General features: G+C 73.4%; 9 protein-coding genes. 7 read left to right on the forward strand and 2 right to left on the reverse strand.

The window, feature by feature from the left end; all coding sequences use genetic code 11:
• Positions 1-5: 5 nt before the first annotated feature.
• Genes hisS through ACFSE6_RS15090 form a run of 3 tightly spaced genes read left to right on the forward strand, consistent with a single transcriptional unit; the run spans position 6 to position 4,782 of the window.
• A complete protein-coding gene (gene hisS, locus ACFSE6_RS15080; RefSeq protein WP_388008887.1) occupies positions 6-1,355 on the forward strand; it encodes a histidine--tRNA ligase in 1,350 nt (449 codons plus the stop codon).
• On the forward strand, positions 1,352-3,112 hold the full coding sequence (locus ACFSE6_RS15085) for a dynamin family protein (RefSeq protein ID WP_388008890.1): 1,761 nt from the start codon (positions 1,352-1,354) through the stop codon (positions 3,110-3,112). The genes hisS and ACFSE6_RS15085 overlap by 4 nt, the downstream gene beginning before the upstream one ends.
• Positions 3,109-4,782: a GTPase gene (locus ACFSE6_RS15090; RefSeq protein WP_388008893.1), complete on the forward strand. Its 1,674-nt coding sequence runs from the start codon at positions 3,109-3,111 to the stop codon at positions 4,780-4,782. The genes ACFSE6_RS15085 and ACFSE6_RS15090 overlap by 4 nt, the downstream gene beginning before the upstream one ends.
• Before the next feature lie 34 nt (positions 4,783-4,816).
• Here ACFSE6_RS15090 and ACFSE6_RS15095 read toward each other — a convergent pair whose 3' ends face one another.
• Entirely contained in the window at positions 4,817-6,610 is a 1,794-nt protein-coding gene (locus tag ACFSE6_RS15095) for a DEAD/DEAH box helicase (protein ID WP_465254164.1), read from the reverse strand.
• Between the two features lie 297 nt (positions 6,611-6,907).
• On the opposite strand from ACFSE6_RS15095, the gene aspS reads away from it, so the two are divergent.
• The 4 genes from aspS to ACFSE6_RS15115 are packed head-to-tail and all read left to right on the forward strand — an operon-like array spanning position 6,908 to position 11,466.
• Positions 6,908-8,686, forward strand: a complete 1,779-nt coding sequence (gene aspS / locus ACFSE6_RS15100) for an aspartate--tRNA ligase (RefSeq protein ID WP_388008896.1) — start codon at positions 6,908-6,910, stop codon at positions 8,684-8,686.
• Complete coding sequence (locus tag ACFSE6_RS15105) at positions 8,683-9,444, forward strand: GNAT family N-acetyltransferase (RefSeq protein ID WP_388008899.1); 762 nt, start codon at positions 8,683-8,685, stop codon at positions 9,442-9,444. Before aspS ends, ACFSE6_RS15105 begins: the two co-directional genes overlap by 4 nt.
• A complete protein-coding gene (locus tag ACFSE6_RS15110; RefSeq protein WP_388008902.1) occupies positions 9,441-10,811 on the forward strand; it encodes a glycoside hydrolase family 3 N-terminal domain-containing protein in 1,371 nt (456 codons plus the stop codon). The genes ACFSE6_RS15105 and ACFSE6_RS15110 overlap by 4 nt, the downstream gene beginning before the upstream one ends.
• 31 nt (positions 10,812-10,842) lie before the next feature.
• The gene (locus tag ACFSE6_RS15115; RefSeq protein ID WP_388008905.1) at positions 10,843-11,466 is read left to right on the forward strand and encodes an L-threonylcarbamoyladenylate synthase; all 624 of its coding nucleotides are present in this window, start codon (positions 10,843-10,845) and stop codon (positions 11,464-11,466) included.
• Positions 11,467-11,473: 7 nt separating this feature from the next.
• Here the strand turns inward: ACFSE6_RS15115 and ACFSE6_RS15120 are convergent, their stop codons facing one another.
• Complete coding sequence (locus tag ACFSE6_RS15120; protein WP_388008908.1) at positions 11,474-12,751, reverse strand: MFS transporter; 1,278 nt, start codon at positions 12,749-12,751, stop codon at positions 11,474-11,476.
• Positions 12,752-12,775 lie beyond the last annotated feature (24 nt).

Genomic DNA, 12,775 nt, shown 5'->3' on the forward strand with positions numbered 1-12,775 from the left:
GCGCCATGGCACGTGCGTCATCCCTGTCCGGGTTCCCCGAGTGGCTGCCGGCCGGCCGCGTCGTCGAGCAGCATGTCCTCGACACGCTCCGGCGCACCTTCGAGCTGCACGGCTTCGCCGGGGTGGAGACCCGCGCCGTGGAGCCCCTCGCACAGCTCGAGCGGAAAGGCGAGACCTCGAAGGAGGTCTACCTCCTGCGCCGCCTCCAGGAGGAGCGCGAGGGGACGGGCGCCGGGGACGACCAGCTCGGCCTGCACTTCGATCTCACCGTGCCGTTCGCGCGCTACGTCCTCGAGAACGCCGGGCGCCTGACGTTCCCGTTCAAGCGCTACCAGATCCAGAAGGTCTGGCGGGGCGAGCGGCCGCAGGAGGGTCGCTTCCGCGAGTTCACCCAGGCGGACATCGACGTCGTCGGGGCCGACACGCTGCCCTTCCACTACGAGGCCGAACTCCCGCTGGTCATGGCCGAGGCGCTGGCGGCGTTGCCGATCCCGCCGGTGCGGATCTCCGTGAACAACCGGAAGGTCGCCCAGGGGTTCTATGAGGCGATCGGCCTCTCCGACGTGGACGCCGCACTGCGGAGCATCGACAAGCTCGACAAGATCGGCGAGCGCGCGGTGGCGCAGGATCTGCAGGACTCGGCCGGCGCCACCGAGGATCAGGCCCGGGCGGCCCTCGAACTCGCCGGCATCAGCGGCGGCGACGAGTCCGTGGCCGAACGCGTCCGCGCTCTCGGCCCACGCTCGGACCTGCTGGACGAGGGGCTCGAGGAGCTCGCGCGCCTGCTGCGGACCGCGGGCCAGGCCGCACCCGGCACAGTGGTTGCGGATCTGAAGATCGCGCGCGGCCTCGACTACTACACCGGGAGCGTGTACGAGACGACGCTCGTCGGGCACGAGGGACTCGGCTCCATCTGCTCCGGCGGCCGGTACGACTCCCTCGCCTCCGACGGCCGCCGCAGCTACCCGGGGGTGGGGCTGTCGATCGGCGTGACGCGACTGCTCTCACGCATCCTCGGCAACGAGATGGCCGAACCGACCCGAGCGGTCCCGACCGCGGTCCTCGTCGCGGTCCGGGATGAGGAGCACCGGAGCACGTCCAGCCGCGTGGCACGCGCGCTCCGGGCACGCGGAATCCCGGCCGACGTCGCACCGGACGCGGCCAAGTTCGGCAAGCAGATCCGGTTCGCGGACCGCCGCGGCATCCCGTTCGTGTGGTTCCCGGGCGAGGGCCTGGCCGACGGCGAGGTGCGCGACATCCGCTCGGGGGAGCAGGTGCCGGCCGACGCCGAGAGCTGGCGCCCGCCGGAGCCGGACCTGTGGCCCCGGGTGGTCGCGGCGGTCGAGGGCCCGTGAGCCTGCCCGCCGGCACGGGGGACGCCGCTCGGGCGGTGCTGTCCGCCCTGGAGGAGTTGCGTGAGATCCTCGAGGGCCTGCGGCTGCCGCTGGACATCGAGGACGCGGCGCCGTCCCGTGCCGACCGACGCGAGGTCCTCGACCAGCTCGGCGACTACATCATCCCGCGGTACGAACAGCTCGAGGCACCCCTCGTGTGCGTCGTCGGAGGCTCGACCGGGGCCGGGAAGTCGACCTTGGTCAACGCGCTGCTGCGGGAGCACGTCACCGCCGCCTCGGCCATCCGCCCGACCACGCGACGACCGCTCCTGGTCCATCACCCCGACGACGAACCGTGGTTCACCGGCGAACGGATCCTGCCGGGGCTCGCTCGTGTCCATGTGGCGCCGGGCGCGCCGCCGACGTCCCCGGCGAGCGACGACGTCGCCGTCCGGGAACTCGAGCTGCGGGCCTCGGCGGCGCTCCCACCGGGATTGGCGTTGCTCGACGCGCCGGACATCGACTCCGTCGTGTCCGAGAACCGCCAACTCGCGAACCAACTCCTGGCGGCGGCCGACCTGTGGGTGTTCGTCACGACGGCGGCGCGGTACGGCGACGCGGTGCCCTGGGCCCTGCTCACCGAGGCGGCGCACCGCCAGATCGTGGTGGCCGTGGTCCTGGACCGGGTTCCGTCCGGTGTCGCGGCGGAGGTGCGTGGGGACCTGGCCGAGCGGCTCGAGGACGAGGGGCTGAGCCGCTCGCCGCTCTTCGTGGTCGGCGAGACCGAGCTCGGCGAGGACGGCCTGCTGCCGGCCGACGACGTGGCCTCGCTGCTCGGCTGGTTGCACGGCATCGCCGCGGACGCCGGTTCCCGGGCCGCCATCGCCCGGCAGACGCTCGGAGGAGCCGTCGACGCCACCCTCGGCCGTACGACCCTGGTGGCAGACGGCGCCGAGCACCAGGCGGAGGCGTTCGTGCGGCTGGCGGGCCAGGTCGATCAGGCCTACGCCGAAGCGCACGATCGGATCATCGCGGCGACCGCCGACGGCACCATGCTGCGCGGCGAGGTCCTCTCACGCTGGCAGGAGTTCGTCGGCACGGGTGAGTTCTTCCGGAGCGTCGAGGCGCACGTGGGGCGCATCCGTGACCGCGTGGGCAGCTTCTTCCGCGGGCGGCCGGAACCGGCCGAGCACGTCGAGGAGGCTATCGAGGCGGGTCTGCAGACGCTGCTCGTGGCGGAGAGTGAACGGGCCGCGGCGGAGGTGGACCACCGGTGGCGCCGCGAGCCCGGCGCCCGGTCGGTCCTCGCGACGGCCGGCGACGCGCTGCCGGGAGAGGACCAGGTGGCCCGGGAGGCGGCCGCCCAGGTCCGCGCCTGGCAGGACGACCTGCTCTCCATGGTCCGCGAGGAGGGGGCCGACAAGCGGATGACCGCCAGGATTCTCGCGTTCGGGGTGAACGGGCTCGGGATCGCGCTGATGGTCGTGGTCTTCGCCTCCACCGGCGGGCTGGTCGGCGCGGAGATCGCCGTGGCCGGCGGCACGGCCGTGGTGGCTCAGAAGCTGCTCGAGGCCATCTTCGGTGACGACGCCGTACGACGGATGGCGGCCACGGCACGGGAGAACCTCCATGCCCGGGCGGGGACGTTCCTCGCCGCCCAGGCCGATGTGTACCGACAGGCGCTCTCCGGGACCGGCATCGACGCCTCGGCGGCGAAACGGATCCGGACGGCCGTCTCCGCCGTGGTGGCCGCCAGACGCGCGGAGGCGGGACTGTGAGGCTGCTGCGCCGCCGGAGGGCGGACGATGCCGCGACGCTGCCCGAGGATCTGCGACGCCTCGAGGCGGCCACCGAGATCGCCGCCGGCCACCTCGACGCGCCGGCGCTGGAGCGTGCCCGGACGCTGCTGAAGCGGGCCGGCGAGCGGGAGAACCTGGCCGCGGGGCGGACCGTCGCTGCGCTGCTCGGTGCGACCGGATCGGGCAAGTCGAGCCTGTTCAACGCCCTGCTCGGGCGCGAGGTGGCTCCGGTGGCGGCACGCCGGCCGACGACGACCCGTCCGCTGGCGGCGGTCTGGGGCGCCGACGACGCCGGCCGGCTGCTCGACTGGCTCGACGTGCCGGACCGTACCCGGGCCGGCGACGGGACGGACGCCGTAACCACCGAGGACCGCGCCGCCGACGGGCTGATCCTCCTCGACCTTCCGGACATCGATTCGACCGCCATGGAGCACCGGGACGTGGCGAGCCGGATGGCCAGCGCCGTCGACGTGCTCGTGTGGGTCCTCGATCCGCAGAAGTACGCCGACGCCGTGGTCCACCGGGACTACCTCGCCCACCTGACCGCGCACGCGGAGGTGAGCCTCGTGGTGCTCAATCAGGTCGACACCCTCGATGCCGACGAACGCGCCGGGGTCCTCGCCGATCTGGAACGGGTGCTTGAACGCGACGGGCTGAGCGGCGTGCCGGTCCTGCCGGTCTCGGCACGGACCGGCGAGGGCCTCGATGACCTGTGGCGGCGAGTCGCCGACGTCGCCGCCTCCACCCGGGCGGCCCGGCTACGCCTGGCCGCAGATGTACGCGCGACGGCGACCGAGCTGCTTCGGGCTGCCGAGGTGGCCACCGACATCAACCAGGGCAGACGTCGTCGGGACGAGTCGCCGACGACGGTCGGCGAGCAACCGGCTGCACGCCTGTCCCGGGCCGCGGCCGAGGCGGCCGGGGTGGACGCGGTGCGTGCCGCGGTCCGGCGGTCCTATACGCGCTCCGCGCGCGCCCGGGTCGGATGGCCGCCCGTGCGGTGGCTCATCAGGCTCCGCCCGGACCCGTTGCGGCGCCTCGGGCTCACCCGGGCGGAACGCGCGGACGTCGCGCTGGTGCGCACCTCCCTGCCGGCGGCGACGCCGGTCCAGCAGGCCGCGGTCCGCTCCGCCGCGCATGCGGTGGTCGCCTCGTCGACGGCCCACCTTCCCGGACCGTGGCGCGACGACGTGCTGCAGCAGGTCGAGGGGCGCATCCCGGTGCTCGTCGACGCCCTCGACCGGAGGATCGCGGGGACGGACCTGGAACAGGCCCGCCGACCGGCGTGGTGGACGGTGGCCGGGATCCTACAGTGGCTGTTCGTCCTCGCCGCGGTAGCCGGGGGCGTGTGGCTCGCCGGCCTGGCTGCGCTCGGGTATCTCCAGCTGCCCGCGCCCGAGACTCCGGCCGCCGGCCCCTTCCCCTGGCCGACCGTGCTACTCGTCGGAGGAGTCCTCGCCGGTCTGCTGCTCGCCCTTCTCGGGGCCCTGGCGGCACGGGCCGGGGCACGCCGCCGAGCTCGCCGCGTGGAGCGGCGACTCCGTGCGGAGGTCGACGCGGCCGTCCGCGAGCAGGTGGTCGCCGCCGTCGAGCACGAGCTGGAGGAGTTCGCGACGTTCCGCCGCAACCTCACCGCGCTGGCGGGCTAGCAGGGCGGTCGACCCGGCACGTCAGCCCGGCGCGTCAGCCCTGTCGGTCCCGCCGGCCGCGTGCCGGCCCCCGCCCGCCGCCGGGGCCGGCGTCGGGACGGATCCGCAGCCGTCGCCCGGCCACCCGGGCCGCACCGATGCGGGCGGCGACGTCGGGGGCGAGGTCGGCCCGGATCTCGACGAGCGAGAAGCTCGGGTAGATGTCGATCTTGCCCAGGTCCGACCCCTTCAGGCCGCCTTCGCCGGTGATCGCCCCGACGATGGCGCCCGGCTGGACGCCGTCCTTGTGGCCGACCTCCACGCGGTACCGCGAGCCGCCACCGGCGGGCGTCGCGCGGCGCCCGCCGCGCTCGGCTGCGCCGCGACGCGGGCTGACCCCCTCGTCGAACCGGGCCGCCACGAACGAGCCGTCCTCGTCCGTCTGCTCCTCGTAGCGGTCGCGGCGGCCTTCCTCGCGCGGGTGCGGCCCCTCGTCCCCGACGGCCAGTGCCATCAGTGCCGCGGCGACGTCCTCGAGATCCGCGCCGGACTGCTCGATGTGGCCGCGGAGCACGTCGCGGTACAGGTCCAGACGGCCCGCCTCGCGGCGGCGACCCACTCGTTCGACGAGGCGTCGGGCCTTGTAGGCCGAGACGTCAGCAGGACTCGGGATGGTCACCTCGTCCAGGCGCGTGCCGGTGAGGCGTTCGATCTGGTTCAGACGCCCCCGCTCACGGGGGGTGAGGAAGGTCAGCGCGGTGCCGGAGCGGCCGGCCCGGCCGGTACGCCCGATACGGTGCACGTAGGCGTCGTTCTCCCGGGGCACGTCGAAGTTCACGACGAGCCCGATACGCTCCACATCGAGCCCGCGGGCCGCCACGTCGGTCGCGACGAGCACGTCCAACGTCCCGCCGCGCAGCCGCTCGACGAGCTTCTCACGCTCCTTCTGCGGCACGTCTCCGGACAGCCCGGCCGCCGAGACGCCGCGCGCGCTCAGCTCCAACGAGACCTCTTCGACGTTCGCCTTGGTGCGCACGAAGACGATCGCGGCGTCGGCGTCCGTGGTCGCCAGCACGCGGGCGAGTGCCCCGACCTTGTGCCGGAACGGCACGACGGCGTAGGTCTGCCGCACGGTCGCGGTGGTCGAGGCGGGACGCGAGACGGCCACCCGGACCGGATCGTGCAGGTGCGCGTCCGCCACGCGGCGGATCGCCGGAGGCATCGTGGCGGAGAACAGCGCGGTGCGCCGGTCGTCCGGCACGTGCCCGGCGATGGTCTCGACGTCCTCCGCGAAGCCCATCCGGAGCATCTCGTCGGCCTCGTCGAGGACGAAGAACGCCACGCCGCTCAGGTCCAGGCTGCCGCGCTCGAGCAGATCCATGACACGGCCGGGGGTCCCCACGACGACCTGGGCTCCCTCACGCAGACCGCGGAGTTGAGGTCCGTAGCTCGCGCCGCCGTACACGGCGAGTACGCCGGCACCGCCACGTCCGGCGAAGGACTCGATCGCATCGGCGACCTGCACCGCGAGCTCGCGGGTGGGCGTGAGCACAAGGGCTTGCACACCGCGCCGACGCCGGTCCACCGCGGCGAGCAGGGGCAGACCGAAGGCCGCTGTCTTGCCGGTTCCGGTCTGGGCGATACCGACGACGTCCCGTCCCGCCAGCAGGACAGGGATGGCCTCGGTCTGGATGTCGGTCGGAGTGGTGAAACCGAGCTGCTCGACCGTGGCGAGCAGCTCATCGGGCAGGCCCAGCGCGGCGAAACCGCCCGGGCTCTCCTCGGGCAGGTCCGCATCGTCGACGGTGTCGGTCACGGTGGGCAGGGCGAGGTCGGACACAGCGGTCACAGAGGATCTCTTCTCACGAGGCGGAGTGTGGGTGACGGCGCCGGGTCGGCGCAGTACCGGTCCGCTCGTGGGCCCGAGCTGCGAGACTTCCGCGAAAGGGCCTGGTGCGGGATCGAGCACTCCAGGAGCTTCAAGCCTACCGGGACCGGCGGAGCACGGCCCGATCAGTGGTGGTGACCTTGCCCACGGCAGACCCACGAAAACGCGGCGAGCGCGGACGCGCCAGGCGCGGGAACTAGGATCTGCGGTGCGTCCGCTCGTCCCGCGGCGGACGACGTCGAGACCGGAAGGACACCCGTGCTCCGCACACACCCCGCAGGGTCGCTGCGCGCCAGCGACATCGGACAGACCGTCACCCTGGCCGGCTGGGTCGACCGCCGCCGTGATCACGGTGGGGTCGCGTTCATCGATCTGCGGGACGCCTCCGGCATCGCCCAGGTGGTGATCCGGGACGAGGACGTGGCGGGCGAGCTGCGTGCGGAGTACGTGCTGCAGGTCACGGGTGAGGTCTCACGGCGACCGGACGGGAACGAGAACCCGAACCTGCCGACCGGTGCCGTCGAGGTGGTCGCCGACGACGTCGTGGTGCTCAACGCCGCCGCCCCGCTCCCGTTCCAGGTCTCCGAGCACGCCGAGGACGCCGGTGTGGTGGGGGAGGAGGCGCGGCTGCGCCACCGGTACCTCGACCTGCGCCGCAAGCCCCAGGCCGAGGCCATGCGGCTGCGGGCCAAGGCCAATCAGGCGGCTCGCCGCGTGCTCGATGCCCACGACTTCGTCGAGATCGAGACGCCCACCCTGACCCGGTCCACCCCGGAGGGCGCCCGCGACTTCCTCGTGCCCGCGCGCCTCTCGCCGGGTTCGTGGTACGCGCTGCCGCAGTCACCGCAGCTGTTCAAGCAGCTCCTCATGGTCGCCGGCATGGAGCGCTACTACCAGATCGCGCGCTGCTACCGCGACGAAGACTTCCGCGCCGACCGCCAGCCGGAGTTCACCCAGCTCGACGTCGAGGTCAGCTTCGTCGACGCCGATGACGTCATCGAGCTCTCCGAGGAGATCGTCGGCGAGCTCTGGCGCCTCATCGGCTACGAGATCCCGCGTCCGATCCCACGGATCACGTACCGCGAGGCGATGGCGAAGTACGGCACCGACAAGCCGGACCTGCGCTTCGGCGTGGAGCTCGTCGAGCTCACCGACTACTTCCGCGAGACCCCGTTCCGGGTCTTTCAGGCTCCGTACGTCGGCGCCGTCGTCATGCCGGGCGGCGCGTCACAGCCGCGGCGCACCTTCGACGCCTGGCAGGAATGGGCCAAGCAGCGCGGCGCGAAGGGCCTGGCCTACGTCACGGTCGCCGAGGACGGCACGCTCGGCGGCCCGGTGGCGAAGAATCTCTCCGACGCGGAGCGGGACGGCCTGGTGGACGCAGTCGGGGCCGCGCCCGGGGACTGCGTCTTCTTCGCGGCCGGCGCCCCGACACCGTCGCGGGCCCTGCTCGGGGCTGCCCGGCTGGAGATCGCTCGCCGCGTGGGCCTGGTCGACGAGGCGGCGTGGTCGTTCGTGTGGGTGGTCGACGCCCCCCTGTTCAAGCCCACCGGCGAGGACGACGACGTCGCGGTGGGAGGTGGCGCGTGGACGGCTGTCCATCACGCCTTCACGGCCCCCAAACCCGAGTGGGCGGAGCGGTTCGAGGAGGAGCCGGGTGAGGCGCTGTCCGACGCCTACGACCTCGTCTGCAACGGCAACGAGATCGGCGGAGGTTCCATCCGTATCCACCGCCGCGACGTCCAGGAACGGGTGTTCTCCGTCATGGGGATCGGTGAGGCGGAGGCGCAGGAGAAGTTCGGCTTCCTGCTCGAGGCCTTCGCCTACGGCGCGCCCCCGCACGGTGGCATCGCCTTCGGCTGGGACCGCATCGTCGCCCTGCTGAGCGGTGCGGACTCGATCCGGGACGTCATCGCCTTCCCCAAGTCCGGCGGCGGGTACGACCCGCTCACCCAGGCGCCCGCCCCGATCACCCCGCAACAGCGCAGGGAAGCAGGTGTCGACGCGGTGCCGGAGCCGGAGGACGCGCGTCGATGACACAGACGGCCACGCGCCTGGTGCGGACCTGGCCGTTCCTGCGGGCCCACACCCACCGCTGGGTCCCGGACCGGGTCTGGGAGTCCGACGACGCCGCGGTGCTGCGCGTACCGCGCAGCACTGACCGTGTGCTCGTCGGCGAGGGGCCGGCCCCCGCGCTCGCGCGGCTGCTGGTCGACGCCGGCCTGCTGGACGGCGGTCCACCGGAGGGCGTCGAACGGCTCCTGCTCACGCGTGGGACCTACGCGGCGCTCCCGCCCGGACCGGCAGCCGCGCTGCGGGTCGAGGCCACATGGGACTGGCTCACCACCGCCACGGCGCCGGAACCGGTCGCCGCGCCCGGGACGGTTCGCGTGCTCAGTGCGCCGCCGTCCCCGGAGTCCGGACAGCTGCGCCGGGTCCACGACTGCCTCGACGCCGGCTACCCCGAGCGAGGTGCCCGGCCCGAGGACCCTGAGCTGACCTGGTGGGGCCTGGAGACCGCGTCCGGTGTGCTCGCCGGCGTTCTCGCGGCCGACCCGCCCCCGCCCGATTCCGGCGGGGGAGTGCGCCTCAGTGCGGTCGCCGTCCGTCCCGACCATCGCCGCCGGGGGCTCGCCCGCGCACTCACAGCGGCCGCCATCGAATGGGGGCTCTCCCGCGCCGCGCTGGTCCACTTGGGGATCTGGGCGGACAACGACGCGGCGCGCCGGCTCTACACCGGGTTGGGCCTGACCGCGGCACACCGCGTGGAGAACGTCGTCGGAGGTCAGGCATGAGGGATCGGAACCGACGTCGGCTCTCACTCGCGCTGGCCGCCGTGGCCGCGACCGGCCTCGTCGCGTGCACCCCCTCGACGCCCGACCCGACGCCCGAGCCGACGCCCGAGCCGACGAGCCCGACCGACGAGGGCTCCGAGACGGCGACCGGGAGCGGGGAACCGGACCCGGATCCCAGCGCAAGCCCAAGCCCCAGCCCTTCCGAGCCGGCCGACTACCCGAACCCGTGGGGACCGACGCCGGAGGAGGTCGACGCCGCCACCGAGGAGGCCGCCGCCATGTCGGCGGACGAGGTGGCCGGTCAGGTGATCGTCTCGACCATCGTCGATCCGCGGCCTGATGTCGTCGCCGCGCACGTCGAGGACTTTCATCTCGGCGGCGTCATCCTCATGGGTGAGGCCGTCACCTCCATGGAGCAGGTCGCCGCCCTGACCGACGCCGTCCAGCAGGCCCACTCCGGCAGCGGCCGCGACTGGCCGGCGCTGGTCAGCACCGACAACGAGGGCGGCACGGTCCAGCGCCTCGACTCCACCGCCGGCCCGTGGACCGACTTCCCGGAGTTCGCCGTCGCCGGTCAGGCTGCCGCTAACGACGACGACGGCGCCGTCACCGACGCCTACACCGCGATGGGGCGCGAGCTGCGCGGCGCGGGCATCAACACCGACTGGGCCCCGGTCGCCGACGTCACGGTCCCGGGCCAGGACGCGATCATCGGCGGCCGGTCCGCCTCGTCCGACCCGGCGATCGCGGCACGGACGGTTGGCGCGGCCACCCGCGGTTTCCTCGACGCCGCCGTCCTGCCCGCCGCCAAGCACTTTCCCGGGCACGGGTCCCTCACCGCGGACTCGCACGAGACGCTGCCTTCGCTCACCCGCGGCGACGACGAGCTGGCCGCCCAGGACCTGCCACCGTTCGAGTCCGCCATCGAGGCCGGCACGCCGATGATCATGGTCGGGCACATCGACGTCACCACCTGGGACCCCGGTGTCGCCGCGTCCGTCTCACCCGGGGCGTACCGGGTGCTGCGGGACGAGCTGGGCTTCTCCGGGGTCGCCGTGACCGACGGACTCGACATGGGCGCCCTCACTCCGGTCGGTGATCCGGGTGATATCGCCGTCGCCGCACTCGACGCCGGCGCCGACCTCCTCCTCGGCCCGGCGAGTGACGCCCAGGCCCACGACGGCGTCGTCGCCGCGCTGCGCGACGGCACCCTGGACCGCGACCGCGTGAACGAGGCGGCCGGCCGCGTCATCGCGATGATGGAGCACCAGGCCGAGCTGGCCGCACGGCTCGGACCGGTCGGCCCGGACGCCGCCGGCTCCGCATCCGAGGCGGTCGCCGCCCTCGAGGCAGCCGCCGCGGGCTGATGAACCGGCGCCCGGCTGGTTGACTGGGCGGATGGCAGCCAAGTATCTGCAGATCCATCCGCAGGACCCTCAGCCGCGGCTGGTCACCCAGGCGGTCGCCGTCGTCCGCGACGGTGGCCTGATGGCCTACCCGACGGACTCCGGCTACGCCGTCGGATGCGCTCTGGGGAACAAGGCCGGCCTGGACCGAATCCGGTCGCTGCGCCGCCTGGACGACAAGCACCACTTCACCCTGGTCTGTCGAGACTTCGCCCAACTGGGACAGTTCGTCCACGTCGACAACCCGGTCTTCCGGCTGGTCAAGTCCCTGACCCCCGGCCCGTACACCTTCATCCTCCCGGCGACCTCTGAGGTGCCGCGCCGCCTCATGCACCCCAAGAAGCACACGGTGGGTGTGCGGATCCCGGCGCACCGCACCACACAGGCTCTGCTCGGCGAGCTCGGCGAGCCGCTACTGTCCTCCACCCTCATCCTCCCGGGGCAGGATGAGCCGCTCGCGGAAGGATGGGTGGTGCAGGACGAGATCGACCACCTGCTCGACGTCATCGTCGACAGCGATGTCGACTCGGCCGAACCGACCACGGTGGTCGACCTGACCTCCGGTGCACCCGAGGTGGTTCGCGCCGGCTCGGGGGATACCTCCCGGTTCACGTGAGACGGGCTCAGGGCGTCGGCTGGCGCGCGTCATAGGCCAGGAAGCCACGCTGCCGGCGCGCCAACACGGCCACCGCCGCCACGCACGCCGCACCGCCCAGCACGATCGCCACCGGCTCGCCGGCAACCTCGGCGAGCGAGCCGGCGACGACGTCACCGAGGCGAGGCCCACCCGCAACCACGACGACGAACACGCCTTGCAACCGACCCCGTAGGTGGTCCGGCGTCGCAGCCTGGAGGATCGTGGTCCGGAACACCGACGAGACCGAGTCCGCCGCACCGGCCGCCGCCAGCGCCCCCGCCGCGAGCACCAGGGCGAGTCCGGTGCCCAGCACGGTGCCGGTCCCGAGCACCACCAGCCCGAATCCGGCCACGGCCACGCCCCAGCCGGCGACGGCGAGGACCACCGCGCGGCCCTGCCGGACGACCCCGCCCAGCGACCCGGAGACGACCATCGCGACCATGGCGCCGACGGCGATCGCGGCCGAGAGGATGCCGACCACCTGCGCGTCGCCGCCGAACGCGAGTACCGCCACGGCGGGCAGCAGCGCCCGTGGATGCGCGAGGACCATGGCGCAGAAGTCCGCGAGGAAGGTCATGCGCACGTTGGGGCGCGTGCCGAGGAACCGCAACCCCTCCGCCACACTGCGCAACCCCGGCATCCGGCGCCGGGCCGTGGCCGGGTCCACCTCCGGCGGGACCGGCGGCAGCCGCCAGATTCCCCACAGGGCGACGACGAACAACGCCGCGTCCAGCCCATAGGTCACGGTGTACCCGGCCAAGTCCACGAGGAAGCCGGCTAGGAGCGGTCCGAGGGTCAGTGCGGCGTTCATCGCCACCACGCTCAGCGCGTTCGCCGCCGGTAGCAGGCGCGCTGGGAGCAGGCGCGGGTAGATCGCCGAGCGTGCCGGACTCACGACGGCGAACCCGGCGTTCGAGAGGGCGACCAGCCCGTAGAGCACCCACTCGTCGGTGTTGCCCAGCGCTGCCTGAGCCGTGTTGCCCAGGGCCGCCAGCCACAGTGCCAGACCGCCGAGGAGGGCGACGGTGCGCCGGTCGTGCGCGTCGACCAGCGCACCGCCGTAGAGTCCGAGGGCGACGATCGGGACCAGCGCGAACACCCCGACGAGACCGACGGAGAACGACGAGCCGGTGAGTTCGTAGACCTGCAGCCCGATCGCGGTCGTGGCGAGCTGCGTACCGATGCCCGACAGTGCGAATCCCGTCCACAGCCGGCGGTACCGCGGATCGACCCGCAACGGTGTCAGGTCGAGCAGCAGAGGCACCGCTGCATCGTAGAAGAGACCTAA

Origin of the sequence: Georgenia deserti (genome assembly GCF_042680605.1) — a bacterium.
In the GTDB taxonomy this organism is placed as follows: Bacteria; Actinomycetota; Actinomycetes; order Actinomycetales; family Actinomycetaceae; genus Allobogoriella; species Allobogoriella deserti.

Bases quoted from the DNA above. Each gene is read 5' to 3' on its own strand.
- hisS (WP_388008887.1), top strand. From the start codon at position 6: ATGGCACGTGCGTCATCCCTGTCCGGGTTCCCCGAGTGGCTGCCGGCC.
- ACFSE6_RS15105 (WP_388008899.1), top strand. From the start codon at position 8,683: ATGACACAGACGGCCACGCGCCTGGTGCGGACCTGGCCGTTCCTGCGG.
- ACFSE6_RS15110 (WP_388008902.1), top strand. From the start codon at position 9,441: ATGAGGGATCGGAACCGACGTCGGCTCTCACTCGCGCTGGCCGCCGTG.
- ACFSE6_RS15115 (WP_388008905.1), top strand. From the start codon at position 10,843: ATGGCAGCCAAGTATCTGCAGATCCATCCGCAGGACCCTCAGCCGCGG.